Origin of the sequence: Streptomyces sp. Je 1-369 (assembly GCF_026810505.1) — a bacterium.
In the GTDB taxonomy this organism is placed as follows: domain Bacteria; phylum Actinomycetota; class Actinomycetes; order Streptomycetales; family Streptomycetaceae; genus Streptomyces.
On record NZ_CP101750.1, the window covers coordinates 3,223,186 to 3,248,214 of the forward strand.

Annotated in this window: 24 protein-coding genes and 1 tRNA gene; 17 read left to right on the plus strand and 8 right to left on the minus strand. The window is 70.7% G+C overall.

What is annotated here, in order from left to right:
- Positions 1-67: 67 nt before the first annotated feature.
- Positions 68-856 carry a phosphatase gene (locus tag NOO62_RS14605; RefSeq protein WP_268771327.1) on the plus strand — a complete coding sequence of 263 codons (789 nt, stop codon included), beginning with the start codon at positions 68-70 and terminating at the stop codon, positions 854-856.
- On the opposite strand, the gene NOO62_RS14610 is transcribed toward NOO62_RS14605, so the two are convergent.
- The 4 genes from NOO62_RS14610 to NOO62_RS14625 form a co-directional block, all read right to left on the minus strand.
- Positions 817-1,788, minus strand: a complete 972-nt coding sequence (locus NOO62_RS14610; RefSeq protein WP_268771328.1) for a cation diffusion facilitator family transporter — start codon at positions 1,786-1,788, stop codon at positions 817-819. The two genes, NOO62_RS14605 and NOO62_RS14610, sit on opposite strands and share 40 nt — an antisense overlap.
- A gap of 20 nt (positions 1,789-1,808) precedes the next feature.
- On the minus strand, positions 1,809-2,669 hold the full coding sequence (locus NOO62_RS14615) for an acyl-CoA thioesterase (RefSeq protein ID WP_268771329.1): 861 nt from the start codon (positions 2,667-2,669) through the stop codon (positions 1,809-1,811).
- A 21-nt stretch (positions 2,670-2,690) separates the two neighbouring features.
- Positions 2,691-3,848: an acyl-CoA dehydrogenase family protein gene (locus tag NOO62_RS14620; RefSeq protein WP_268771330.1), complete on the minus strand. Its 1,158-nt coding sequence runs from the start codon at positions 3,846-3,848 to the stop codon at positions 2,691-2,693.
- Positions 3,849-3,952: 104 nt separating this feature from the next.
- Positions 3,953-4,543: a TetR/AcrR family transcriptional regulator gene (locus NOO62_RS14625; RefSeq protein ID WP_268771331.1), complete on the minus strand. Its 591-nt coding sequence runs from the start codon at positions 4,541-4,543 to the stop codon at positions 3,953-3,955.
- Between the two features lie 131 nt (positions 4,544-4,674).
- Between NOO62_RS14625 and NOO62_RS14630 the strand changes: the two genes are divergently transcribed.
- From NOO62_RS14630 to NOO62_RS14660, 7 genes are all read left to right on the plus strand, one after another.
- Positions 4,675-6,291, plus strand: coding sequence for a carboxyl transferase domain-containing protein (locus tag NOO62_RS14630; RefSeq protein WP_268771332.1), 1,617 nt, complete (start codon positions 4,675-4,677; stop codon positions 6,289-6,291).
- A 13-nt stretch (positions 6,292-6,304) separates the two neighbouring features.
- The gene (locus tag NOO62_RS14635) at positions 6,305-8,248 is read left to right on the plus strand and encodes an acetyl/propionyl/methylcrotonyl-CoA carboxylase subunit alpha (RefSeq protein ID WP_268771333.1); all 1,944 of its coding nucleotides are present in this window, start codon (positions 6,305-6,307) and stop codon (positions 8,246-8,248) included.
- Positions 8,245-9,243 (plus strand): hydroxymethylglutaryl-CoA lyase, encoded by a 999-nt coding sequence (locus NOO62_RS14640; RefSeq protein WP_268771334.1) that lies wholly within the window; start codon positions 8,245-8,247, stop codon positions 9,241-9,243. The genes NOO62_RS14635 and NOO62_RS14640 overlap by 4 nt, the downstream gene beginning before the upstream one ends.
- A 6-nt stretch (positions 9,244-9,249) precedes the next feature.
- Positions 9,250-10,404 (plus strand): acyl-CoA dehydrogenase family protein, encoded by a 1,155-nt coding sequence (locus tag NOO62_RS14645; protein ID WP_150218532.1) that lies wholly within the window; start codon positions 9,250-9,252, stop codon positions 10,402-10,404.
- A 154-nt stretch (positions 10,405-10,558) separates the two neighbouring features.
- Positions 10,559-11,599: an ABC transporter substrate-binding protein gene (locus NOO62_RS14650; RefSeq protein ID WP_268771335.1), complete on the plus strand. Its 1,041-nt coding sequence runs from the start codon at positions 10,559-10,561 to the stop codon at positions 11,597-11,599.
- A gap of 127 nt (positions 11,600-11,726) precedes the next feature.
- Positions 11,727-12,938: a pyridoxal phosphate-dependent decarboxylase family protein gene (locus NOO62_RS14655; protein WP_268771336.1), complete on the plus strand. Its 1,212-nt coding sequence runs from the start codon at positions 11,727-11,729 to the stop codon at positions 12,936-12,938.
- Positions 12,922-13,218, plus strand: coding sequence for a GNAT family N-acetyltransferase (locus NOO62_RS14660; protein ID WP_321170572.1), 297 nt, complete (start codon positions 12,922-12,924; stop codon positions 13,216-13,218). Before NOO62_RS14655 ends, NOO62_RS14660 begins: the two co-directional genes overlap by 17 nt.
- Here the strand turns inward: NOO62_RS14660 and NOO62_RS14665 are convergent.
- Positions 13,122-14,798: a beta-N-acetylhexosaminidase gene (locus NOO62_RS14665; RefSeq protein WP_321170573.1), complete on the minus strand. Its 1,677-nt coding sequence runs from the start codon at positions 14,796-14,798 to the stop codon at positions 13,122-13,124. The genes NOO62_RS14660 and NOO62_RS14665 overlap by 97 nt on opposite strands.
- Before the next feature lie 126 nt (positions 14,799-14,924).
- Here NOO62_RS14665 and NOO62_RS14670 point away from each other — a divergent pair, with 126 nt between their 5' ends.
- The 3 genes from NOO62_RS14670 (at position 14,925) to glmS (ending at position 17,998) form a co-directional block, all read left to right on the plus strand.
- The gene (locus NOO62_RS14670) at positions 14,925-15,815 is read left to right on the plus strand and encodes a DUF4429 domain-containing protein (protein ID WP_268771337.1); all 891 of its coding nucleotides are present in this window, start codon (positions 14,925-14,927) and stop codon (positions 15,813-15,815) included.
- Between the two features lie 97 nt (positions 15,816-15,912).
- The gene (locus NOO62_RS14675; RefSeq protein WP_055565532.1) at positions 15,913-16,170 is read left to right on the plus strand and encodes a hypothetical protein; all 258 of its coding nucleotides are present in this window, start codon (positions 15,913-15,915) and stop codon (positions 16,168-16,170) included.
- Between the two features lie 10 nt (positions 16,171-16,180).
- Positions 16,181-17,998, plus strand: coding sequence for a glutamine--fructose-6-phosphate transaminase (isomerizing) (gene glmS, locus NOO62_RS14680; RefSeq protein ID WP_268771338.1), 1,818 nt, complete (start codon positions 16,181-16,183; stop codon positions 17,996-17,998).
- Between the two features lie 277 nt (positions 17,999-18,275).
- Here glmS and NOO62_RS14685 read toward each other — a convergent pair whose 3' ends face one another.
- Positions 18,276-18,800: a universal stress protein gene (locus NOO62_RS14685; protein WP_150168192.1), complete on the minus strand. Its 525-nt coding sequence runs from the start codon at positions 18,798-18,800 to the stop codon at positions 18,276-18,278.
- 366 nt (positions 18,801-19,166) lie between these two features.
- On the opposite strand from NOO62_RS14685, the gene NOO62_RS39115 reads away from it, so the two are divergent.
- The 5 genes from NOO62_RS39115 (at position 19,167) to NOO62_RS14710 (ending at position 22,901) form a co-directional block, all read left to right on the plus strand.
- Positions 19,167-19,589 (plus strand): hypothetical protein, encoded by a 423-nt coding sequence (locus NOO62_RS39115; RefSeq protein ID WP_321170574.1) that lies wholly within the window; start codon positions 19,167-19,169, stop codon positions 19,587-19,589.
- A 423-nt stretch (positions 19,590-20,012) separates the two neighbouring features.
- Positions 20,013-21,242 carry a GlxA family transcriptional regulator gene (locus tag NOO62_RS14695; RefSeq protein WP_268771339.1) on the plus strand — a complete coding sequence of 410 codons (1,230 nt, stop codon included), beginning with the start codon at positions 20,013-20,015 and terminating at the stop codon, positions 21,240-21,242.
- 10 nt (positions 21,243-21,252) lie between these two features.
- Positions 21,253-21,855 carry an oligoribonuclease gene (orn, locus tag NOO62_RS14700; protein WP_268771340.1) on the plus strand — a complete coding sequence of 201 codons (603 nt, stop codon included), beginning with the start codon at positions 21,253-21,255 and terminating at the stop codon, positions 21,853-21,855.
- A gap of 111 nt (positions 21,856-21,966) precedes the next feature.
- Positions 21,967-22,039, plus strand: a tRNA-His gene (locus NOO62_RS14705).
- A 184-nt stretch (positions 22,040-22,223) separates the two neighbouring features.
- The gene (locus tag NOO62_RS14710; protein ID WP_268771341.1) at positions 22,224-22,901 is read left to right on the plus strand and encodes a hypothetical protein; all 678 of its coding nucleotides are present in this window, start codon (positions 22,224-22,226) and stop codon (positions 22,899-22,901) included.
- Between the two features lie 20 nt (positions 22,902-22,921).
- Here the strand turns inward: NOO62_RS14710 and NOO62_RS14715 are convergent, their stop codons facing one another.
- Positions 22,922-23,218: a hypothetical protein gene (locus tag NOO62_RS14715; protein ID WP_268771342.1), complete on the minus strand. Its 297-nt coding sequence runs from the start codon at positions 23,216-23,218 to the stop codon at positions 22,922-22,924.
- Positions 23,219-23,294: 76 nt separating this feature from the next.
- Between NOO62_RS14715 and NOO62_RS14720 the strand changes: the two genes are divergently transcribed.
- Positions 23,295-23,954 carry a hypothetical protein gene (locus NOO62_RS14720; RefSeq protein WP_268771343.1) on the plus strand — a complete coding sequence of 220 codons (660 nt, stop codon included), beginning with the start codon at positions 23,295-23,297 and terminating at the stop codon, positions 23,952-23,954.
- A 14-nt stretch (positions 23,955-23,968) separates the two neighbouring features.
- Here the strand turns inward: NOO62_RS14720 and NOO62_RS14725 are convergent, their stop codons facing one another.
- Positions 23,969-25,024: a LacI family DNA-binding transcriptional regulator gene (locus NOO62_RS14725; RefSeq protein WP_268771344.1), complete on the minus strand. Its 1,056-nt coding sequence runs from the start codon at positions 25,022-25,024 to the stop codon at positions 23,969-23,971.
- Positions 25,025-25,029 lie beyond the last annotated feature (5 nt).

Below are 25,029 nucleotides of genomic sequence, written 5' to 3' on the forward strand. Positions count from 1 at the left end.
GGGGGGGCGGCGCAGGCTGAACAAACCCGCCCCCAGCGCAAAGCACTCGTCCCGCAGAATAGGAGGCATGCCAATACCCAGCCGCGCCGCGCTAGTCGATCACCTCGTCCGCACCCGCATCGCGGGCGACGTAGCCACGCCCCGCGACAACAACCTCAGCCACTACAGGAAGCTCGCGAACGGCGACCGCCACTACTGGCTGGGGCTTGAGCTCGGCGACCGCTGGACGGACGAGCAGGACGTCCTCGCGGTGATGGCCGAGCGTTGCGGCGTCATCGACGACCCGGAGCACCGGTACGGCCAGGACACGATCGACCCGGAGCTGACGGTCGACGCCCTGGAGCGGATGGCCGCCCGTCTGCGGAAGGCGGCCGCCGGCAAGGAGAGGGTGCTTTTCGCCACGGGTCACCCCGGAGGACTGCTCGACGTGCACCGCGCGACGGCCGCCGCGCTGCGCGCCGCGGGCTGCGAGATCGTCGTGATCCCCGAGGGCCTGACGGCCGACGAGGGCATGGTCTTCCAGTTCGCGGACGTCGCGATGCTGGAGCGCGGCGCGACGCTGTGGCACACGCACTCGCCGGAGCCGATGAACGCGATCCTGGACGGCCTGGAGCGCGAGGGACGCCCGCACCCGGACCTGGTCGTCGCCGACCACGGCTGGGCGGGCCGCGCGGGCCAGCGCGGCGTGGACTCCGTCGGCTACGCGGACTGCAACGACCCCGCGCTGTTCATCGGCGAGGCCGAGGGCACCGTGCAGGTGACCGTGCCGCTCGACGACCATGTGACGAGCCCGCGCCACTACGACCCGATGACGGCCTACCTGCTCGCCGCGGCGGGGCTGACGCCCGGCTCCTGAGCGGGGCCCGGCGTCGGGTCCAGGTAGACCCTGCGGACCGCGGGGAAGCGTTCCTGGATGCGGAGGGCCATCCGGTCGCAGGCCCGCTCGATGTCCGCCGCGCTCGACATGTCCCGAAAGTCGACCTTCGCGGCGACCAGGGCCTCCTTGGGCCCCTGAAGGAGCGTGGTCAGCTCCAGTACGTCCACCACGTGCGGGTCGGCGAGGAGTTCGGCGCGGACCGCGGCCCGCATCTCCGGGGGCAGCGGGCGTCCGATGAGGAGCTCGGAGTTGGCGTGTCCGAGGACCCAGGCGACGTACACGAGGAGCACGCCGATGCAGAGCGAGGCGATGCCGTCCCACGCGCCGGACCCGGTGAGCTGTCCGCCGAGGAGTCCGGCCGCGGCGAGCACGAGGCCGACCAGCGCCGCGGAGTCCTCCATCACGACGGCTTTGACCGCGGTGTCGGGGGTGTGGCGCAGGTAGCGCTTGATGTGGACTCCGAAGCGGTCGGCCTCGCCGCGCGCCTGCTTGAGGCCGGTGCGCAGCGAGTAGCCCTCCAGGAGGAAGGCGATGCCGAGCACGATGTACGAGATGAGGGGGTCCCCGGGGTCCTCGCCGTGGGTGAGGGTGTGGATGCCGTCGTAGACGGCGAAGACGCCGCCGCCGACGAACGTGGCGACGGAGGCGAGGAGCGCCCAGATGTAGCGGGCGCCTCCGTAGCCGAGGGGGTGCTCCTCGTCGGCGGGCTTGTCACTGGCTTTCAGGGAGACGAGCAGCATCAGCTCGGTGACGGTGTCGGCCACGGAGTGCGCCGCTTCGGAGAGCATGGCGCTGGAGCCGCTGATGACGCCCGCGACGGCCTTGGCCAGCGCGATCCCGAGGTTGGCGACGGCGGCGACGATGACGGTGAAGGTGCTCTCGCCGCCCGCCTCGGAGGGTTGCTCACTCATGTATCGGACGGTATGTCCGATCAGCGAGGAACGCGAACGACGCCCTCCTGGATGACCGTCACCGCGAGCCGCCCGGCCTGTGTCCAGATCCGCGCCTGGCCGAGGCCGCGTCCGCCGGAGGACGACGGCGACTCCTGGTCGTAGAGGAGCCATTCGTCGGCCCTGAAGGGGCGGTGGAACCACATGGCGTGGTCGAGCGACGCGCCGACCACGTCGCCGACGGCCCAGCCGCCCCTGCCGTGCGCGAGCAGCACCGAGTCGAGGAGCGTCATGTCGGAGACGTACGTGGCGAGGCAGACGTGCAGCAGGGAGTCGTCGGCCAGCTTGCCGTTGGCGCGGAACCAGACCTGGGAGCGCGGTTCGCGGGGCTGTCCGACGGTGGCCCAGGGCGGCTCGTCGACGTAGCGCAGGTCGACGGCGGCGCGGGTCTCAAGCAGCCGGTCGGCGACGTCTCGCGGCAGGTGGCGCGGGAGCGTCTCGGCGGCGGTGGGCAGCGTCTCCGGGTCGGGCGCTTCCGGCATGCCGCTCTGGTGCTCCAGGCCCTCCTCGTACGTCTGGAAGGACGCGGAGAGGTGGAAGATCGGGTGCCCGTGCTGGACGGCGACGACGCGGCGCGTGGTGAAGGAACGGCCGTCCCGGATCCGGTCGACCGTGTACACGATGGGCGCGCCGGGGTCCCCGGGGCGCAGGAAGTACGCGTGCAAGGAATGGGCGGGACGATCGTCGGGGACGGTGCGTCCGGCGGCGACGAGGGCCTGTGCGGCGACCTGGCCGCCGAAGACGCGGGGCACGAGCGCCGAGCGGCTCACGCCCCGGAAGATGTCCTCCTCGATCTGCTCCAGGTCGAGCAGATCGAGGAGGGCTTCAAGTGCCTGGTTCATGAAGGTAGTTCTACAGGCGTCCTACAGGCCCATGTTCTTCGCGATGATCATCTTCATGACCTCGCTGGTGCCGCCGTAGATGCGGTTGACGCGGTTGTCCGCGTACAGGCGGGCGATGGGGTACTCGTTCATGAAGCCGTAGCCACCGTGCAGCTGGAGGCACTTGTCGATGACGCGGTGCGCGACCTCGGTGTTGAAGAGCTTCGCGGAGGCGGCCTCGGCGGCGGTCAGCTCGCCCGCGTCCAGGGCCTCAAGGGCGCGGTCGGCGACGGCCTCGGCGGCGTCGACCTCGGCCTGGCAGGCGGCCAGCTCGAACTTGGTGTTCTGGAAGGAGGCGACCGTCTTGCCGAAGACCGTGCGGTCCTGGACGTACTCCTTGGCGAACCGGACGGCGGCCTTGGCCTGTGCGTACGCTCCGTAGGCGATGCCCCAGCGCTCGGAGGGCAGGTTGCTCCCGAGGTAGTAGAAGCCCTTGTTCTCCTCGCCGAGGAGGTCCTCGACGGGCACCTTGACGTCGACGAACGCGAGCTCGGCGGTGTCGGAGGTCTTCAGGCCGAGCTTGTCGAGCTTGCGGCCGATGGAGTAGCCCTCGGACTTGGTGTCGACGGCGAAGAGCGAGATGCCGTAGCGACGGTCCTCGGCGGTGGGCGCGGAGGTCCGGGCGCAGACGATCACGCGGTCGGCGTGCACGCCGCCGGTGATGAAGGTCTTGGAGCCGTTGAGGAGGTAGTGGGTGCCGTCCTCGGAGAGCTTGGCCGTGCTCTTCATGCCCGCGAGGTCGGAGCCGGTGCCCGGCTCGGTCATCGCGAGGGCCCACATCTCCTCGGCGGAGACGAACTTCTCCAGGTAGCGCTTCTTCTGCTCGTCGGTGGCGAGCGCCTTGATGTAGGGCAGGGCGAGCAGCACGTGCACGCCGGAGCCGCCGAAGGTGACGCCCGCGCGGGCGGTCTCCTCGTACTGGATGGCCTCGAACTTGTGGGTGTCCAGCCCGGCGCCGCCGAACTCCTCGGGGACGTTGATGCCGAAGAGGCCCAGCTCCGCGAGCTTGTAGTAGAACTCGCGCGGCACCTGACCCGCGGCGAACCACTCGTCGTGGACGGGGACGACCTCGGCCTCGATGAAGGCGCGCAGGGTCTCCCGGAACGCCTCGTGGTCCTCATCGAAAACGGTACGGCGCACGGAGAACTCCTTCTGCCTGCATCTGCCTGTATCTGCTTACATCGACTAAGCGCTTGCTCAGAGGAAGGTTACCCGGCAGTCACCAGAGCGTCCAGAGATACGTGTCACTCTGCGGCGGCCGCGAAGGCCCCCCGGGCCAGGCGGTGCAGGAGTTCCGCCATCGCCGCCCGGCTGGGCAGCATGTCGCGACGGCTCAGGTGCGGCGTGGAGTTCAGCAGCCCGAAGACCGCGTGCACGGCCACGCGCGCGGCGTTCTCGGCGAGGTCCGGGTAGACCTTGCGGACGACGTCGACCCAGATCTCGACGTACTGCCGCTGGAGCTGACGGACCAGCTTGCGGTCACTGTCCCGGAGCCGGTCGAGCTCACGGTCGTGCAGGGTGATCAGGGAGCGGTCGTCGAGCGCGAAGTCGATGTGCCCCTGGATGAGCGCGTCGAGAACCCGTTCGGGTGATCCGCCCACATCGGCCACGCAGTGCTTGCCGCCCGTCAGGAGCTGCCCGCTGATACCGACGAGCAGCTCGGCGAGCATTGCGTCCTTGCCCGCGAAGTGCCGGTAGAGCCCGGGGCCGCTGATGCCGACGGCGGCTCCTATCTCGTCGACTCCGACTCCGTGGAAGCCCCGCTCGGCGAAGAGCCGGGCGGCCTCCTTGAGGATCTGCTCGCGCCGGGTGGGGGCGTCGGTTCTCGTGGCCATGGAATTGATTCTAGACAGGCCGGTTAGCGCTCGTTAACCTGAAGGAAACGCGTTAACGGTCATTAACCGGTCCGGGAGTCGATCCGCCGGACCCGGTGCGACCGAATGGACCCAGCAAGGGGGCTCGACTGATGCGGCAGGCACCAGTGCTGACGAGCGCGGCTGACCCCGCGTCCGAGGCATGGCGGGCGAACGAGGCGGCGCACACCGCCCTCGTCGACGAGCTGCGGGCCAAGCTCGCGGCGGCCGCGCTCGGCGGCGGGGAGCGGGCGCGGGCCCGCCACGTGGCGCGCGGCAAGCTGCTGCCCCGCGAACGGGTGGACACGCTCCTCGACCCCGGCTCGCCCTTCCTGGAGCTGGCCCCGCTCGCGGCGGACGGGCTGTACGGCGGGGGTGCCCCCGCGGCCGGCGTCATCGCGGGCATCGGCCGGGTCTCGGGCCGCGAGTGCGTGATCGTCGCCAATGACGCCACGGTCAAGGGCGGCACGTACTACCCCATGACCGTGAAGAAGCACCTCCGCGCCCAGGAGGTGGCCCTGGAGAACCGCCTCCCGTGTCTCTACCTGGTCGACTCGGGCGGCGCCTTCCTGCCGATGCAGGACGAGGTCTTCCCCGACCGCGAGCACTTCGGACGGATCTTCTACAACCAGGCGCGGATGTCGGCCGCCGCCGTCCCGCAGATCGCCGCCGTCCTCGGGTCCTGCACGGCCGGCGGGGCGTATGTGCCCGCGATGAGCGACGAGGCGGTGATCGTGCGCGAGCAGGGCACGATCTTCCTCGGCGGCCCGCCCCTGGTGAAGGCCGCGACCGGCGAGGTCGTCACGGCCGAGGAGCTGGGCGGCGGCGAGGTCCACTCGCGCACCTCCGGCGTCACCGACCACCTCGCGGAGGACGACGCACACGCCCTGCGCATCGTGCGCACGATCGTCTCGACCCTCCCCGAGCGCGCCCCGCTGCCCTGGCCGGTGCAGCCCGCCGAGGAGCCGAAGGTCGACCCCCTGGGGTTGTACGGAGCGGTGCCCACGGACTCCCGCACCCCGTACGACGTGCGGGAGGTCATCGCGCGCGTGGTCGACGGCTCCCGCTTCGCCGAGTTCAAGTCGGAGTACGGGACGACGCTGGTCACCGGCTTCGCCCACATCCACGGCCACCCCGTCGGGATCATCGCGAACAACGGCATCCTGTTCTCCGAATCCGCCCAGAAGGGCGCCCACTTCATCGAGCTCTGCGACCAGCGCGGCATCCCCCTGGTCTTCCTGCAGAACATCTCCGGCTTCATGGTCGGGCGGGACTATGAGGCGGGCGGCATCGCCAAGCACGGCGCGAAGATGGTGACGGCCGTCGCCTCCACGCGCGTGCCGAAGCTGACGGTCGTCGTCGGCGGTTCGTACGGAGCGGGCAACTACTCGATGTGCGGCCGGGCCTACAGCCCCCGCTTCCTGTGGATGTGGCCCAACGCCAAGATCTCCGTGATGGGCGGCGAGCAGGCCGCCTCCGTCCTCGCCACGGTCAAGCGCGACCAGCTGGAGGCCCGCGGCGAGCAGTGGAGCGCCGAGGACGAGGAGACCTTCAAGGACCCGATCCGCGCGCAGTACGAGGAGCAGGGGAACGCGTACTACGCCACGGCCCGCCTCTGGGACGACGGCGTGATCGACCCCATGGAGACCCGGCAGGTGCTGGGTCTCGCCCTGACCGCGTGCGCGGGCGCCCCCTTGGGTGAGCCCGGCTTCGGCGTCTTCCGGATGTGAGGAACGAATGACGATGTTCGACACGGTTCTGGTCGCCAACCGGGGCGAGATCGCGGTCCGCGTCATCCGCACGCTGCGCGAGATGGGCGTCCGCTCGGTCGCCGTCTTCAGCGACGCGGACGCGGACGCCCGGCACGTGCGCGAGGCCGACACGGCGGTACGGATCGGCCCGGCCCCGGCCGCCGAGAGCTATCTGTCCGTGGAGCGCATCCTGGAGGCGGCGGCGAAGTCCGGCGCCCAGGCGGTCCATCCGGGGTACGGCTTCCTGGCCGAGAACGCGGAGTTCGCGCAGGCCTGCGCCGACGCGGGCCTGACCTTCATCGGCCCGCCCGCCGCGGCCATCGCCCTCATGGGCGACAAGATCCGCGCCAAGGCGACCGTGCAGGCCGCCGGGGTGCCGGTCGTGCCCGGCTCATCGGGCAGCGGCCTGACCGACGCCCAACTGGCGGACGCGGCACGCGAGATCGGCACCCCGGTGCTGCTCAAGCCGAGCGCGGGCGGCGGCGGCAAGGGCATGCGCCTGGTCCGCGACGAGGCGCTCATCGCCGACGAGATCGCGGCGGCCCGCCGTGAGGCCCGCGCCTCCTTCGGCGACGACACGCTGCTCGTGGAGCGCTGGGTCGACCGCCCCCGGCACATCGAGATCCAGGTCCTCGCGGACGGCCACGGCAACGTGGTGCACCTCGGCGAGCGCGAGTGCTCCCTCCAGCGCCGCCACCAGAAGATCATCGAGGAGGCCCCGAGCGTCCTGCTCGACGAGGCCACGCGCGCGGCGATGGGCGAAGCCGCGGTCCAGGCGGCCCGCTCGTGCGGGTACGCGGGCGCGGGCACGGTCGAGTTCATCGTCCCCGGCGGCGACCCGTCGTCGTACTACTTCATGGAGATGAACACCCGCCTCCAGGTGGAGCACCCCGTCACGGAGCGCATCACCGGCCTCGACCTCGTCGAGTGGCAGCTGCGCGTGGCCGCGGGCGAGCCGCTGCCGTTCGCCCAGCACGACATCACCCTCACCGGGCACGCGGTGGAGGCCCGCATCTGCGCCGAGGACCCCGCGCGCGGGTTCCTCCCCTCGGGCGGCACGATCCTGGCGCTGCACGAGCCGCAGGGCGACGGCGTGCGCACCGACTCCGGCCTCAGCGAGGGCACCGAGGTCGGCAGCCTCTACGACCCGATGCTGTCGAAGGTCATCGCGTACGGCCCGGACCGCGCGACGGCCCTGCGCAAGCTGCGCGCCGCCCTCGCGGACACGGTCACCCTCGGTGTGCCGACGAACGCGGGCTTCCTGCGCCGCCTCCTCGCGCACCCGGCGGTCGTCGCGGGCGACCTGGACACGGGCCTCGTGGAGCGCGAGGCGGACGGACTCGTCCCGGACGGCGTGCCCGACGAGGTGTACGAGGCGGCGGCCGCGGTCCGCGAGGACGCCCTCAAGCCCGTGGGCGGCGGCGACGGCTGGACCGACCCCTTCTCCGTGCCGAACGGCTGGCGGCTCGGCGGCACCCCGGCGCCCGTGACGCACTGGCTCAAGGCCGCGGGACTCGAACCCGTCACCCACCGCCTCCGCGACACCGGCCGCACCGTCACCGCCGACCGCGTGCGCGTCACCGTCGACGGCACCCTGCACACCTTCCGCCGCGCGGGCGACTGGCTGGGCCGGGACGGCGACGCCTGGCACGTCCAGGACCACGACCCCGTCGCCGCCTCCCTCACCGGCGCCGCGCACGCCGGGGCCGACGCGCTCACCGCCCCCATGCCCGGCACCGTCACCGTCGTGAAGGTCTCCCCCGGCGACACGGTGGCCGCGGGCCAGAGCCTGCTCGTCGTCGAGGCGATGAAGATGGAGCACGTCATCTCCGCCCCGCACGCGGGCACCGTCACCGAACTCGACGTCACCCCGGGCACGACCGTCGCCATGGACCAGGTCCTCGCCGTCGTCACCCCCGAGGAGGAACAGGAATGACCAGCACCGACCCCCTTGAGCTGGCGTCCGCACCGCTCCCCATGGTCGTGCCGACCCGCGGCCTGCCCACCCGCGTCCGCATCCACGAAGTGGGCGCACGCGACGGCCTGCAGAACGAGAAGACGGTCGTCCCCACGGAGATCAAGGCGGAGTTCATCCACCGCCTCGCCGACGCGGGCCTCACCACCGTCGAGGCGACCAGCTTCGTGCACCCCAAATGGGTGCCCCAACTGGCCGACGCCGAGGACCTCTTCCCGCTCCTCGGCGACCTCCAGGGCGTCCACCTGCCGGTCCTCGTACCGAACGAACGCGGTCTGGACCGCGCCCTCGCGCTCGGCGCGCACCGCGTCGGAGTGTTCGCCAGCGCCACCGAGTCGTTCGCCCGCGCCAACCTCAACCGCACGGTGGACGAGGCCCTCGCGATGTTCGCTCCGGTGGTCGCCCGCGCCCGTGAGCAGGGCGTGCACGTGCGCGGCTATCTGTCGATGTGCTTCGGCGACCCCTGGGAGGGCGCCGTCCCGATCTCCAAGGTCGTCCGCGTCTGCCGCGCCCTGCTCGACATGGGCTGCGACGAGCTGAGCCTCGGCGACACCATCGGCGTGGCCACGCCGGGCCACGTCTCGGCGATGCTCGCCGCGCTCAACGCGGTGCAGGTGCCGACCGAGCGCATCGGCGTCCACTTCCACGACACGTACGGCCAGGCGCTCACCAACACCCTCGCCGCCCTGCAGCACGGCGTGACGACGGTGGACGCCTCCGCGGGAGGCCTCGGCGGCTGTCCGTACGCGAAGAGCGCCACCGGCAACCTCGCCACCGAAGACCTCGTGTGGATGCTCCACGGCCTCGGCATCGACACCGGGGTCGACCTCGTCCGTCTCAGCGCCACCAGCGCCTGGATGGCCGACCAGTTGGGCCGGCCGAGCCCGTCCCGCACCGTCCGTGCCCTCACGGCCCGCTCCCACGAAGAGCAGACCGCCGTCCCACAGGAGCAGTGAACAACGATGGACCACCGTCTGAGCCCCGAGCACGAGGAACTGCGCCGCACGGTAGAGGCGTTCGCGCACGACGTCGTCGCCCCCAAGATCGGCGACTTCTACGAGCGCCACGAGTTCCCGTACGAGATCGTCCGCGAGATGGGCCGCATGGGCCTGTTCGGCCTGCCCTTCCCGGAGGAGTACGGAGGGATGGGCGGTGACTACTTCGCGCTGGGCATCGCCCTCGAGGAACTCGCGCGCGTCGACTCGTCCGTGGCGATCACCCTGGAGGCGGGCGTCTCCCTCGGCGCGATGCCGCTGCACCTCTTCGGCACGGAGGAGCAGAAGCGGGAGTGGCTGCCGCGGCTGTGCGCGGGCGAGGCCCTCGGCGCGTTCGGCCTGACCGAGCCGGACGGCGGCTCGGACGCGGGCGGGACGCGCACGACGGCGGTGCGCGACGGCGACGAGTGGGTGATCAACGGCTCCAAGTGCTTCATCACCAACTCCGGCACGGACATCACGGGCCTGGTCACGGTCACCGCCGTCACCGGTCGCAAGGACGACGGGCGCCCGCTGATCTCCTCGATCATCGTGCCGTCGGGCACGCCCGGGTTCACGGTCGCCGCGCCCTACTCGAAGGTGGGGTGGAACGCCTCGGACACCCGCGAGCTGTCCTTCTCCGACGTCCGCGTCCCTGCGGCGAACCTGCTCGGCGAGGAGGGCCGGGGGTACGCGCAGTTCCTGCGCATCCTCGACGAGGGCCGGATCGCGATCTCCGCGCTGGCCACCGGTCTCGCCCAGGGGTGTGTGGACGAATCGGTGAAGTACGCGCGGGAGCGGCACGCCTTCGGCAGGCCGATCGGCGCGAACCAGGCCATCCAGTTCAAGATCGCCGACATGGAGACGCGGGCGCACATGGCGCGCGTGGGGTGGTACGACGCGGCGTCGCGGCTGGTCGCGGGCGAGCCCTTCAAGAAGCAGGCGGCCATCGCCAAGCTCTACTCGTCGACGGTCGCGGTGGACAACGCCCGCGAGGCCACGCAGATCCACGGGGGGTACGGCTTCATGAACGAGTACCCGGTCGCCCGCATGTGGCGGGACTCGAAGATCCTGGAGATCGGCGAGGGGACGAGCGAGGTGCAGCGCATGCTGATCGCCCGGGAACTGGGCTTCGCGAGCTGATGTCAGCTACTGAGTCAGCTGATGCCCGCTGAGGCAGGCTGATCGGGAGTCGTACCGCGAGGGGGCGCAGGACCCGGAGTTAGCTTAGGTTAGCCTAAGCTCTAATTCCGGCCAGCGGCCCCGCCGCCGTACGTCACGAAAGCAGAGACCCCACATGCGCCAGGTCCGCCTCCCCCAGCCGTCCCGCCGGGGCATCCTCGCCGCCGGCGGCGCCCTCGGCCTCACCGCCGCCCTCGCGGCCTGCGGCAGCGAGAAGAAGGACGGGTCGGGCAAGACCGAGGGCGGCGGCAAGACCGGCCCCTGGAGCTTCAAGGACGACCGCGGCACGACCGCGAAGCGCGACGCGACGCCGAAGAACATCGTGGCGTTCACCGGTGTCGCCGCCGCCCTGTTCGACTACGGCATCGAGGTCAAGGGCGTCTTCGGCCCGACGAAGACCAAGGACGGCAAGGCCGACGTCCAGGCCGGCGACATGGACATCAGCAAGCTGACGATCATCGGCAACGAGTGGGGCCAGTTCAACATCGAGAAGTACGCGGGCCTCGCCCCGGACGTGCTGATCTCCACGATGTTCGATGACAAGGGCACCCTCTGGTACGTCCCGGAGGAGAGCAAGGACAAGATCCTCAAGCTCGCCCCGAGCGTCGGCGTCAGCGTCTACGACCGCCAGCTCACGCACCCGCTCCAGCGCATCCAGGCGCTCGCCGAGTCGCTCGGCGCGGACGTGAAGGCCGACAAGGTCGTCAAGGCGAAGAAGCGCTTCGAGGACGCCTCCGAGCGGCTGCGCAAGGTCGCCAAGGCGCACAAGGACATCAAGGTCCTCGTCGGCTCCGCGAGCCAGGACCTGTTCTACGTCTCCGGCTCCAACCTCTCCGTCGACCTGGAGTACTTCAAGGCGCTCGGCGTGAACCTCGTCGAGCCCCCGGAGCAGGCCAAGAAGGAGTCCGGCGGCTGGTTCGAGAACCTGAGCTGGGAGAACGTCGACAAGTACAAGGCGGACGTCATCATGATGGACAACCGCTCGTCGGCGATCCAGCCGGCCGACATCGCCAAGCCGACCTGGAAGAAGCTGCCCGCGGTCAAGGCCGGACAGGTCATCCCGCGCATCGCGGAGCCGATCTTCTCGTACGACAAGTGCGCGCCGATCCTCGAGGACCTGGCCGACGCGATCGAGAAGGCGAAGAAGCTCAAGTAACGACACGTCACCCGCCGCCCCCTTCATGCCCGGAGGGGGCGGTTTCGTTTTCCGGCTCCCGGCCTCCACACGGAGTCGAGATTAGGTTAGGCTTGCCTAAGTTAATCCCTCACCCGGAGGACAACCCATGCGCTCGCACCTGCTCAACGGCACCACCGCGGAGCGGTACCGCACCTCCGTGACCGCAGGAGTCGCGTCCGTCGACCTGGACGAGCCCTTGTACGACACCCTCGCGGCCCTCGACGAACTCGACGAGCTGCATGTGGGGGACGCCGTACGCCCCCACGGCCCCCGCCACCTCGGCACCTGGGACCAGCCGCCCGGCGCCCCGCTCATCGAGCGCCGCCTCATCGACTGGACCGCCGAGCGCATCGGCCTCGGACCGGCCGCCGGGGGAGCGTTCACCGACGGAGGCGCCGACGCCGAACTGCAGGCGCTGCTGCTCGCCCGCGAGGAGGCCGCGGACCGCGACCCCGCCGCCCTGCGCGTCTTCGTCTCCGAGGCCGCCCAGACCGGCGTCCGGCGCACGGCCCGGCTGCTCGGACTCGGCGACGAAGCCGTCGTGACCGTCCCCACCGACCGCGACAAACGCCTGCAGACCGTGGCCCTCGCCCGCGCGCTGGAGCGCTGCGCACGCGACGACCTCTCCCCCATGGCGGTCGTCGCCACCGCGGGCACCGCCGACTTCGGCTCCATCGACCCGCTGCCGGAGATCGCCGGGCTCTGCGCGCAGTACGGCACATGGCTGCACGTGGACGCCTCGTACGGCTGCGGGCTGCTCGCATCGCGCCGCAACCGGCACCTCATCGACGGCATCGAGCGCGCCGACTCCGTCACCGTGGACTTCGACAAGTCCTTCTTCCAGCCGGTGGGTTCGTCCGCCGTCCTGGTACGGGACCGGGCGCTTCCCGAGCCGCGGACGAGCCGCCGCTTCGACGCGCTGAAGCTGTGGATGACGCTGCGCGTGATGGGCGCGAACGGCATCGGCGACCTCTTCGACGAGGTCTGCGGCCTGGCCACCCGCGGCTGGGAACTGCTCCTCGCCGACCCGCGCTTCGACGTCGTGTCCGAGCCGCAGCTCTCCACGCTCGTCTTCCGCTACATCCCCGCGACGATCTGCTCGCCCGCCGCGATCGACCGCGCCAACCTGTACGCCCGCAAGGAGCTCTACACCTCCGGCGACGCGGTCGTGGCGACCACCCGGGCGGGCGGCCGCCAGTACCTCAGGTTCACCCTGCTCAGCCCCGAGACGACCACCGCCGACATCGAAGCCGTCCTCGACCTGATCGCCGGCCACGCCGAGCAGTACCTGGGAGAGCACCTTGACCGCGCTTGCTGACCTCCACCTGCCCACCGCCCGCCTCGACTGCGCGCTCCGGCCGGTCGATCCCCTCACCGACGCCGAGCTGGTGCACGCCTGGGTGACGCACCCCCGGGCGGAGCACTGGATGCCGCGGAACGCCACCCTGACCGACGTCGAACGCGCCTACATGGCGATCGCGGCCTCCAGCCACCGCGAGGCCTACCTCGGGCTGCGCGAAGGCGTGCCCTCCTTCCTCATGGAGTGGTACGACTTGCGGGAGCTGTCGGCGGGCCAGGGCACCTGCGGCGACGCGTAGTAGCCGATGCCCAGCGCGTCCCAGCGCGGGGCCTGCGCGGCGAGCCGCACCTTGTACGTGTCCCAGTCGTGCGTGGCGGCCGGCGACCAGCCGAGCTCGGCGATGCCGGGCAGCCGCGGGAACGCCATGTAGTCCAGGTGGGCGGGGGTCGAGAGGGTCTCCGTCCACAGCGGCGCCTCGACGCCGATGACCGCGTCCTCGGGCGCGCCCTTGAGGTAGGTGGCCGGGTCCCAGTCGTAGGAGCGCTGCACCTCGACGTAGCCCGCCCACGAGAGGCCGAGCGGCGTGTCCTTGGTGTACTTGTGGTCGATGTAGGCGCGGTCGGCCGGTGAGAGCAGCAGCTTGGTGCCGTTCTTCGCGGCGTTCACGACCTGTTCGCGCTCGGCGGCGCCTGTCCTGTCGTAGCCCCAGTACTGCGCGACGGCGCCCTTGGCCGGATTGGCGCCTGCCAGCTGGTGCCAGCCCATCACCGTCTTGCCGTACTTGGCGACGATCGGCTGCACCTTGTCCATGAAGGCGACGAAGTCCTCGTGGCTGGTGGAGTGCGCCTCGTCGCCGCCGATGTGCAGGTACTTGCCGGGCGTCATCGCGGCGAGCTCACGGATCACGTCGTCCACGAAGTCGTACGTGACGTCCTTCTTGACGCACAGGGAGCTGAAGCCGACCTCGGTGCCGGTGTAGAGCGGCGGGGCGACGCCGTTGCAGTTCAGTTCGGCGTACGAGGCGAGGGCGGCGTTGGTGTGTCCCGGCATGTCTATCTCGGGGACGACTTCCAGGTACCGCGAGGCGGCGTAGTCGATGATCTCCTTGTACTGCGCCTTCGTGTAGTAGCCGCCCTTGCCGCCGCCGACCTGCGTGGAGCCGCCGTATGTCGTGAGGCGCGGCCAGGAGTCGATGGCGATGCGCCAGCCCTGGTCGTCGCTCAGGTGCAGGTGCAGCTTGTTCATCTTGTAGAGGGCGGCCTGGTCGATGTAGCGCTTGACCTGGTCGACGGTGAAGAAGTGCCGTGACACGTCGAGCATCGTGGAGCGGTAGCCGTAGCGCGGCATGTCCTTGACGGTGCCGCCCGCGATCCGCCAGGGGCCGCGCTGCTTCGTCCTCTTCTCCACGGCGGCGGGCAGCTGCTGCCGCACGGTCTGTACGCCGTGGAAGAGACCGGCGCCGCTCCAGGAGGTGATCGTGAGGGAGCCGCGCGCGGAGATCACGCGGTATCCCTCGTCGCCGAGCGCCTTGTTCGCCGGTTCGGCGCTGATGCGCAGCCGGATGCCGTCGGATCCCTTGTCGGTGGTGACGGGGAGCCGGTAGCCGGTGGAGGGGCGGAGGACCTCGGCGAGGTATTCGGCGACGCGGCGCTCCTCGGCGTTGCCCTTGCCGACGCGGATGCGCGTCTTGGCGGTGATCTCGTATCCGGTGCCACCCGGCTCGGCGGCCAGGGGCGCGGGCACGACCTGGCCGAGCGGTGTGGCGGCGGGGGCTCTCGCCTCTCCCGGGGCGGGCGCTGCGGCGAATGAGGAGATTCCGGCGGCCGCCACGAGCAGCAGCGAGCCGAGAATGCGTGTCGTTCTTCTGTGCGATCTCACAAGCGGGTCCCTTCGGGCGCATATGTGGTGCATCGCAATCGAACGGTCCTCATTGGTAACCCGGCCCCCACAAGGGGTCAAGGGGTGTAGACCATTTGTCCAAGGGCTCGGTGCGAGAATCCTCGTATGGCGGAAATCATCCAGCGCGACGGGACCTGGACCTTCGACGGGGAGACGCTGCGCCTTGTGCCGGGCCACGACAAGAACGTGTCCCTGCTGCGCAAGACACTGGGCGAACTGACGGTCCCGCTGGCGGCGTTGGCGGGTATCGCCTTCGAACAGGGGAAGAAGTCGGGGCGGTTGCGGCTGCGGTTGCGCGACGGCTCGGACCCGCTGCTCCAGGCGACGGGCGGAAAGCTGACGGACTCCGCGGACCCGTATCAGCTGACGGTCGAGCCCGACCGGTACGGGGTGGCGGAGTATCTGGTCGACGAGGTGCGCAACGCCCATCTGATCGAACAGGTGCCGGTGACGCCCTGCGACACGTACCTCCTGACGGGCCCTTCCGTGCCGCTGTCCGTCTCCGCGGGGGACGGCACCGCGAGCTTCGACGGGGAGACGATCCGTCTGGAGTGGAACTGGAAGACGGAGGAGGCGAAGACGGCGGCGGGCACGCGGTCGCTGGCGCTCGCGGACATCGCGGCGGTGGAGTGGCAGCCCGCGGCCGGTCTGGAGAACGGCTGTCTGCGGTTCACGGTGCGCAACGCGCCGACCAAGGCCCCGCCGAAGTACGACCCGAACTCCGTGGAGCTGTGGGGCTTCAAGAAGGACCCGCTGATGGCGCTGGTGGCGGCCGCTGTACAGGCCCGCCTGCCGCACCCGTTGGCCCCCGCCGCCCCGAAGACGCTGACGGGCCCGGCTGCCGACGGGTCGCAGGACGGTGCGGCGCGGCCCACCGCCGACGACCACGACGCGCTCCTGCGCCGCCTGCGGGAGCTGGGCGAGCTGCACCAGGCCGGGATCCTCACGGACGACGAGTTCACGACGGCCAAGCAGGCGGTCCTGCGCCGCATGTGAGCGCCGATCGCGCCCACGGATGACCCGTTCGACACGCCCCTGCCCGATTCCGGGCAGGATTCTTGCGAAAGGGTGTCCGATACCCCAGGATCAACGAATGCACGACGACCTGGTGGATCACCTCACCCGCAGCACCCCGCTCCAGCGGGGCGAAGCGCTGCGGGTCGTCCAGGACGTGCTCGCCTACTTCGACGAGACGACCGAGCAGTTCGTCCGTCGCCGCCACCGCGAGCTGCAGGGTCAGGGCCTGCTGAACGCGGCGATCTTCCAACAGATCTCGGCGGATCTCGAATACCGCGCGGTCGCGCCACCGGAGCTCACCCTCAGGCAGCTGCGCCGCATCGTCTACGGCTAGGACACCCTTTATGTGCGGAATCGTCGGATACATCGGCAAGCGTGACGTCGCCCCGCTTCTCCTCGAAGGCCTGCAGCGCCTGGAGTACCGCGGTTACGACTCCGCTGGCATCGCCGTCACCTCCCCCAAGGCCGGCGGCCTGAAGATGGTCAAGGCCAAGGGCCGCGTCCGCGACCTGGAGGCCAAGGTCCCGGCCCGCTTCAAGGGCACGACCGGCATCGCCCACACCCGCTGGGCCACCCACGGCGCGCCCTCCGACGAGAACGCCCACCCGCACCTCTCCGAGGACGGCAAGGTCGCCCTCGTCCACAACGGCATCATCGACAACGCCTCCGAGCTGCGCGCCAAGCTCACCGCCGACGGCGTCGAGTTCCTCTCCGAGACCGACACCGAGGTCCTCACCCACCTCATCGCCCGCTCCCAGGCCGACAAGCTGGAGGAGAAGGTCCGCGAGGCGCTGCGCCACATCGAGGGCACGTACGGCATCGCCGTGCTGCACGCCGACTTCAACGACCGCATCGTCGTCGCCCGCAACGGCTCGCCCGTGGTCCTCGGTATCGGCGAGAAGGAGATGTTCGTCGCCTCGGACGTCGCCGCGCTCGTCTCCCACACCCGCCAGGTCGTCACCCTCGACGACGGCGAGATGGCCACCATCAAGGCCGACGACTACCGCACCTACACCACCGAGGGCTCGCGCACGACCGCGTCGCCGACCACCGTGGAGTGGGAGGCCGAGTCGTACGACATGGGCGGTCACGACACGTACATGCACAAGGAGATCTTCGAGCAGCCCGACGCGGTCGACCGCGTCCTGCGCGGCCGCATCGACGACCGCTTCTCCACCGTGCACCTCGGCGGCCTGAACCTCGACGCGCACGACGCCCGCAAGGTGCGCCGCGTCAAGATCCTCGGCTGCGGCACCTCGTACCACGCGGGCATGATCGGCGCCCAGATGATCGAGGAGCTGGCCCGCATCCCCGCCGACGCGGAGCCCGCGTCCGAGTTCCGCTACCGCAACGCGGTCGTCGACCCCGACACCCTCTACATCGCGGTCTCCCAGTCCGGCGAGACGTACGACGTGCTCGCCGCCGTCCAGGAGCTCAAGCGCAAGGGCGCCCGCGTCCTCGGCGTCGTGAACGTGGTCGGCTCGGCGATCGCCCGCGAGGCGGACGCGGGCGTGTACGTCCACGCGGGCCCGGAGGTCTGCGTCGTCTCGACCAAGTGCTTCACCAACACCACGGTCGCCTTCGGCCTGCTCGCCCTGCACCTGGGCCGCATCCGTGACCTGTCGGTCTCCGACGGCAAGCGGATCATCGAGGGCCTGCGCAAGCTGCCCGGACAGATCTCGGAGATCCTCAAGCAGGAGGACGAGATCAAGAAGATCGCCAAGCAGTACGCGGAAGCCCGCTCCATGCTCTTCATCGGGCGCGTACGCGGCTACCCCGTCGCCCGCGAGGCCTCGCTGAAGCTCAAGGAGGTCTCGTACATCCACGCCGAGGCCTATCCCGCCTCCGAGCTGAAGCACGGCCCGCTCGCCCTCATCGAGCCCGCCCTGCCGACGGTCGCGATCGTCCCCGACGACGACCTCCTGGAGAAGAACCGCGCCGCCCTGGAGGAGATCAAGGCCCGCAGCGGCAAGATCCTCGCGGTCGCGCACCAGGAGCAGGAGAAGGCCGACCAGACCATCCTCGTCCCGAAGAACGAGAACGAGCTGGACCCGATCCTGATGGGCATCCCGCTCCAGCTGCTCGCCTACCACACGGCGCTGGCGCTCGGCCGGGACATCGACAAGCCGCGCAACCTCGCGAAGTCCGTGACGGTGGAGTAGTCACCGCACACACCCTCCACATGTGAACGACCCCCTGTGCGTGCCACCAGCACACAGGGGGTCGTTCCCGAAGGGCCGGGGTCGCCCATTACCCCGACCCGCGCTCGCCTCGTCCGATGGCCGTCACCCGCCGGTCCGAGACGCCGTTGTGACCCTTATGTACCCTTCCCCGGGGCCCGAACCACCTCTACGCGCGAGTAGATTTATCTGTCCACAAATGCACTACACAAGGCGAGTTGGGCCCCACGCGCCCCAACTGCCGGGGCGTGGACGGGCGTTACGGAATGACGACGACGGGGCGCTGCGCGCGGCGCGCGAGACGGCCCGCGACGGAGCCGAAGATGCGCCCCACGATGCCGTGCGTGGAGCCGACGACGATCGCGTCCGCGCTGTACTCACGGCCGACCTCCTCCAGCTCGTGGCAGATGTCGCCGCCGCGCTCGACGAGGATCCACGGCACCTCGGAGAGATACTCCGCGCAGGCCAGTTCGAGTCCGAGCACTTCCGTACGGTGATCCGGTACGTCGACGAAGACCGGAGGCTCGCAGCCCGCCCACACCGTGGTGGGCAGCCGGTTGGCGACGTGGACGATGATCAGGCCGGACCCGGAGCGGTGGGCCATCCCGATCGCATAGGCGAGGGCCCGCTCACTGGAGGTCGAGCCGTCGAAGCCGACGACGACACCGTGCAGGAAGGCGGGATCGCAGGAGTGACGCGGTTCTTCCGCCGCTCGGGGGGTCGCTGTGGGATCGGCGACCTGCCGTTTGCGGTCCGCTGGTTCGGAGAATTCGTGACCGGCCATGGGTGTCTCGGCGAAGGAGTCCTCTGTGGGAGGGTCGGCTTTTTCAAGTGCTGCAACGTTCAGGACCTGGAAGGTCGTCCGGGAATCATCTTCCCAACCCCATACCCCCAAGGGTACGGCGACACTCCTCCTCTGCCCAGAGCCTGCGAAGAGCCCCGGTCGGGGCCCGTTCCGGACCCTGTAAGGGCCTCCCGGCGTTCACCGGAGCATGCATGAGCCGCGCCCGTATGGCAATGGTTGCTGCCTCCTACAGGCGTTTTGCCCACCCGTCCGGCGCCACCCGCGGGCTCCCGCAGTGACTCGCCGACGTGCCCCGCGTTGGACAGCGCTGGACCGTCCTACGCCATATGTCACAGGGAGCACGCCGTGCATGGACCTTCGACCGCGTCCCCACCCTCCACCCGCTTCCCTTCTTCACCCGAGTCTTCACCCGAGCAAGGGACACCGGAGCAGCACCCCCTCGCGACGCACCGGCAGCGCACCCACGAGCAGCCGTCCGCACCCCCGCAGGACTCGGCGAGCGACGTGGTCCGCTGGGCCGCGTTCAGCTGCGTCCTGGTCCCCGTCGTCCTTGTCGGGTACGGGGGCTCGCTGGCCGGCGCGACCGGCGCGGCGCTCGGGCTCGTGGCCGTCACCGGGGTGTGCCGGGTGCTCCTGCGGCAGTCGGAGCGGGGCGCCGCGCGACTGCTTGCAGAACAGAACAGAGGACATCGCGGACGACACGGCAGGACGGGCGTGGGGGCACACAGGGGCACCCGTCAGAGTGCCGATGGTGCACCGTTGGACTGACCAATTCACACACACGATCCCGTAGGTTTTCAGCCAACTTCCGGGGGCCGTCGATTTCTTGGCCGAACGCCCCCTCAACCCCCTTCCGACCAGGGCTGAAAGCCGCGCTCAGGCCGCCCGCACCCTACGGGGACCGGCCATGGAGCGGAGGCGCACTTCCCAGCAAGCCGCACGAGTGCAACGCTTCGTGATCGAATGCTTCACGCCAAGTTGCCATGTCGACAATCTGCCGAGTGATGAACTGGTCACCCCGGCAGCACGGGACGCAGTAGATTCGATCTTGACTGTATTACGGCGGGGGACTGGTGGAGGACCGAGGGGAAACGTGCAGGAGCGACAAGCGAGGCAAGCGCGTCAAGCACGTCAAAAACGTCAAGCACGCCAGGAACAAGGAGCCGCGACGCCCGAGGGGGGTTTAGCACCATGAGCCACGACTCCACTGCCGCGCCGGAGGCCGCGGCTCGGAAACTCTCGGGGCGGCGCCGCCGGGAGATCGTAGCGGTGCTGCTGTTCAGCGGCGGACCCATTTTCGAGAGTTCCATACCGCTCTCCGTGTTCGGCATCGACCGGCAGGACGCGGGTGTCCCCCGCTACCGGCTGCTGGTCTGCGCCGGCGAGGAGGGCCCGCTGCGGACCACCGGCGGACTGGAGCTCACCGCACCACAGGGCCTGGAGGCGATCGGCCGGGCCGGCACGGTCGTCGTGCCCGCCTGGCGGTCGATCACGTCGCCACCACCACCCGAGGCGCTCGACGCGCTGCGTCGCGCGCACGAGGAGGGCGCCCGCATCGTCGGGCTCTGCACGGGGGCGTTCGTGCTCGCCGCCGCCGGGCTGCTCGACGGCCGCCCGGCGACCACCCACTGGATGTACGCGCCGACGCTCGCGAAGCGTTACCCGTCCGTCCACGTGGACCCGCGCGAGCTCTTCGTCGACGACGGGGACGTCCTGACGAGTGCCGGCACCGCCGCCGGAATCGATCTCTGTCTGCACATCGTGCGCACGGACCACGGCAACGAGGCGGCGGGCGCGCTCGCCCGCAGGCTCGTGGTGCCACCGCGCAGGGCCGGCGGCCAGGAGCGCTACCTCGACAGGTCTTTACCCGAGGAGATCGGCGCCGACCCGCTCGCCGAGGTCGTCGCCTGGGCGCTGGAGCACCTCCACGAGCAGTTCGACGTGGAGACGCTGGCCGCGCGCGCGTACATGAGCAGGCGGACCTTCGACCGCAGGTTCCGCTCGCTCACGGGCAGCGCGCCGCTTCAGTGGCTGATCACCCAGCGGGTGCTCCAGGCGCAGCGGCTCCTGGAGACCTCCGACTACTCGGTGGACGAGGTCGCGGGCCGCTGCGGCTTCCGCTCGCCGGTGGCGCTGCGCGGGCACTTCCGACGCCAGCTGGGTTCGTCCCCCGCTGCCTACCGGGCCGCCTACCGCGCCCGCAGGCCGCAGGGCGAGCGGGCGCTGGAGTCCGTGCCCGCGACGGCGCAGGCCATGCCCACCCTGGTGGAGACGGGTCCGGTGCCGTCCCAGTCACGGCGTACGGCTGCCGCGAGCGCGCTCGGCCCCTCGACCTCGGTGCCGACCGATCCCGGCAAGCCGAACTCGGACATGTACGCACCAGGACGTGCTCCTCTGCCCGGCCAGAGGAGCGCGCCGTAGGGTAAGACGCATGAACGATCGCATGGTGTGGATCGACTGCGAGATGACCGGGCTCTCGTTGACGGACGACGCACTTATCGAGGTGGCCGCACTGGTCACCGACTCGGAACTGAACGTGCTCGGCGAAGGTGTGGACATCGTGATCCGCCCGCCGGACGCGGCGCTGGAGACCATGCCCGAGGTGGTGCGCACCATGCACACCGCCTCGGGGCTCCTCGACGAGCTGGCCGGCGGCACCACGCCGGCCGACGCCGAGGAGCAGGTCCTGGCGTATGTACGTGAGCACGTCAAGGAGCCGCGGAAGGCCCCGCTGTGCGGAAACTCCGTCGGCACCGACCGCGGCTTCCTCGCGCGGGACATGCGGACGCTGGAGGAGTACCTCCACTACCGCATCGTCGACGTCTCCTCCATCAAGGAGCTGGCCCGGCGCTGGTATCCGCGGGCGTACTTCAACAGCCCGGACAAGAACGGCAACCACCGCGCGCTCGCCGACATCCGTGAGTCCATCGCGGAGCTCCGGTACTACCGCGAGGCGGTCTTCGTCCCGCAGCCGGGACCGGACTCGGAGACGGCGCGGACGATCGCGGCCAAGCACGTCCTGCCTGCGGAATAGCCCAGGCGGGAGCCCTGTGTACGGGGTCGGGAAAACGTGTGCGCGAGCACCCCTCCAGACCCTGTACACTTTTTCTCGGCCGGTCGGAAGAACGACAAAAGACCGGGCATGGTGGGTGTAGCTCAGTTGGTAGAGCACCTGGTTGTGGTCCAGGTGGCCGCGGGTTCAAGTCCCGTCACTCACCCTGATTGATCAAGGCCCGGCCTGCGAAAGCAGGCCGGGCCTTCGTCATGCCCGAGACCGGCCCGCTCCCCTGCCGGGCGCGGACGCTTCCCTGATCGTGACATCACGAAACAGCCACGCCCCCCTCACATGCCCCACACATCGGCGCATGATGCGCTGAGAACGCACAACCGCAGGGGGGACCCATGAGTAACACCATGCCGCCACCGCCGCCCATGTATCCGCCGCAGCCCCCTCCCCCGAGGCGGGGGCCCAGTAACGCGGTCGTCATCGGTTCGGCCGCCGCGGTCATCGCGGCCGTCGTCGCGACGGGCATCGTCGTCGTCAACAGCGGTGACGACGACAAGAAGCCGGAGAAGACCGCCGGTGCCGCCGCCTCCGCGCCGGCCGACGACGTGGTCGCGGACGAGGAGGAGCCGGTCGACGAGCCCGAGCCGGAGTCCGACCCGCAGAGCGCCGAAGGGGAGGTGTCCGGGCTCAACGACACCGTGGAGTACGGGAACGACGTCCAGCTGGGCCTGTCCAAGTTCGCCCGGGGCACGTCCGGCTCGTACGGATCGCCGGAGAACACCCCGTACCTCAAGTTCGGCGTCGAGGTGAAGAACAACGGCAAGTCGACCGTCGACACGTCGATGTTCACCGTCAGCTGCTCGTACGGCAAGGCCGGCAAGTCCAGCGAATCGATCTTCGACTCGGAACAGGGGCTGAACGGCGGGCCCGACACGAAGCTGCTCGCGGGGCGGTCCATCACGGTGACGTGGGCGTGCGCGCTGCCGAAGGCCGAGAAGACGATCCAGATCGAGGTCTCGCCGGACATGGACATGGAGACGGAGCCCGCCATCTTCACGGGCGACGTGAAGTAGCGGGGGAGGTCAGCGGGCCGTCAGCCGGTGTCGGGCGCGCGGCACCAGGCGCCGACACGGCTGTCCGTCCAGCGGGCGCGGGGGTGCGTGCAGTCCGGGCCTACGGGATGCCGGTCCAGGTAGACGTGGTGCGCCCGCACCGTTCCCATGTGCCCTTCGCACACGAAGGACGTTCTGATCTCGTCCGGGCCCTCGTGTTCCCACGCGATGTGCCACGCGCCCGGCGCCGCGCACCGGACGGCGGTGCCGTCCGGGTGGTGGTCGACGACACCGCAGCCGTCGCCGTCGCCCGGACCGCCGTACTCGGGAAAGTTCATGTGCCAGGTTCCTCGGCCGTGGGTGCGGGGGCCGTATCGCGCGCTCGGGAGGCGGCAGACGGAGCATACTGCCGTCATGGGAACCGATCCGCAGAGCAGCCCCTCGGCCCGGGACGACCGCGAGCGCCGGGAAGCGGCCGACGCCCGGGACCGGCTGGCCGACGCGCGCGAGCGCACGGCCGACGAGCGGGAGCGGAGCGCGGACGAACGCGAGGAGACCGCCGACCGGCGGGAAGAGGACGCGGACGACCGGGAGCGCCATGTCGCGGACTGGGAGACGGAGGTCGACGACAGGGAGCGTGCCGTGGGCGCGACTTCCCCCAGCCGGCGGGAGCGCTCGTACGAACAGATCGACCGGTCCCACAAGCTGCTGACGGCGAGCCAGGCGCGGCTCGACCGCAGTGAGGCGGCGCTCCGGCGCACGGACGCCGGTGACGCGCGGGAGCAGGGCGCCGTCGACCGGGAGGCAGCCGCCTCCGGCCATCAGCGGGCCACCGGCGGCTCCGCGAAGCGGGCCGACCTGGAGGCGCGGGTGCACCGCATGCAGGAGCAGTCCGCGACGGCTCTCGACGCCCTGGCCGACGCACAGGACAGCCTGGCCCATGACCACGGTGAGCACGGCCGGGCGCGGCGGGCCACCGAGCACCGGCGCCATGCCCAGCTGGCCCGCGAGATGGCGCAGACCCTGCGCGCGAGCGCTGTGACCGAAGACGGGCAGGACGGAGCCGCGGGGTAGGACGGAGCCGCGGTTCAGGAAGAGGCCCGCTCCACCAGCTGCGTCGGGAGCACCAGCTGGCGCCGCTCCAGGCGCCGGGCGGCGGCGGGGCGGCTGTCCGCGATCTCGGCGAGGAGAAGGTCGATCATCGCGCGTCCCATCTCCTCGATGGGCTGGCGCACGCTCGTCAGCGGCGGGTCCATGTGGCGGGCGATCGCCGAGTCGTCGAAGCCGACGAGCGCCACGTCGTCGGGTATACGGCGTCCCGCCTCGCGCAGCGCCTGACGGGCACCGGCCGCCATCACGTCGGAGCCCGCGAACACCGCGTCGATGCCGGGGCGGGCGGCGAGCAGCTCCCGCATCGCCCGGTGGCCGCCCTCCTCGGTGAAGTCGCCCGGCGCGATCAGCCGCTCGTCGACCTCGCGGCCCGCCTCCCGCAGCGCGGCGCGGTAGCCGTCCAGGCGGCGCTGCGCCCCGTACACGTCGAGGCGTCCCGTGATGGTGGCTATGGCGGTGCGGCCGCGGGCCAGGAGGTGTTCCACGGCCGAGCAGGCCCCCGCGTAGTTGTCGGAGTCGACGGAGGGCAGGGCTTCCTCGGCGGAGCGGCGGCCGCTGATGACGGCGGGGATCTCCAGCTGGGAGAGCAGGTCGGGCAGCGGGTCGTCGGCGTGGACGGAGACCAGGAGGACGCCGTCGACGCGGTGGGCGGCGAGGTACTGGGCCAGGCGCTGGCGCCTGCGGTCGTTGCCCGCGAAGATCAGCAGCAGCTGCATCTCGGTCTCGCTGAGCTCGGCGCCGACGCCGCGCAGGACGTCGGAGAAGTACGGCTCGGCGAAGAAGCGGGTCTCGGGCTCGGGGACGACCAGGGCGATGGCGTCCGTGCGGTTGGCCGCGAGAGCGCGCGCCGCGGTGTTCGGTACGTACCCGAGCTCGGCCACGGCGGCCTCGACGGCGGTCCTGGTCGCCTCGCTCACCCGCGGCGAACCGTTGATCACGCGGGAGACCGTGCCCCGGCCGACCCCCGCCCGCGCCGCCACCTCTTCCAGAGTGGGCCGTCCGCCGCTGCGGCCGCGCGCCGCGTGAGCTGCCATAGTCC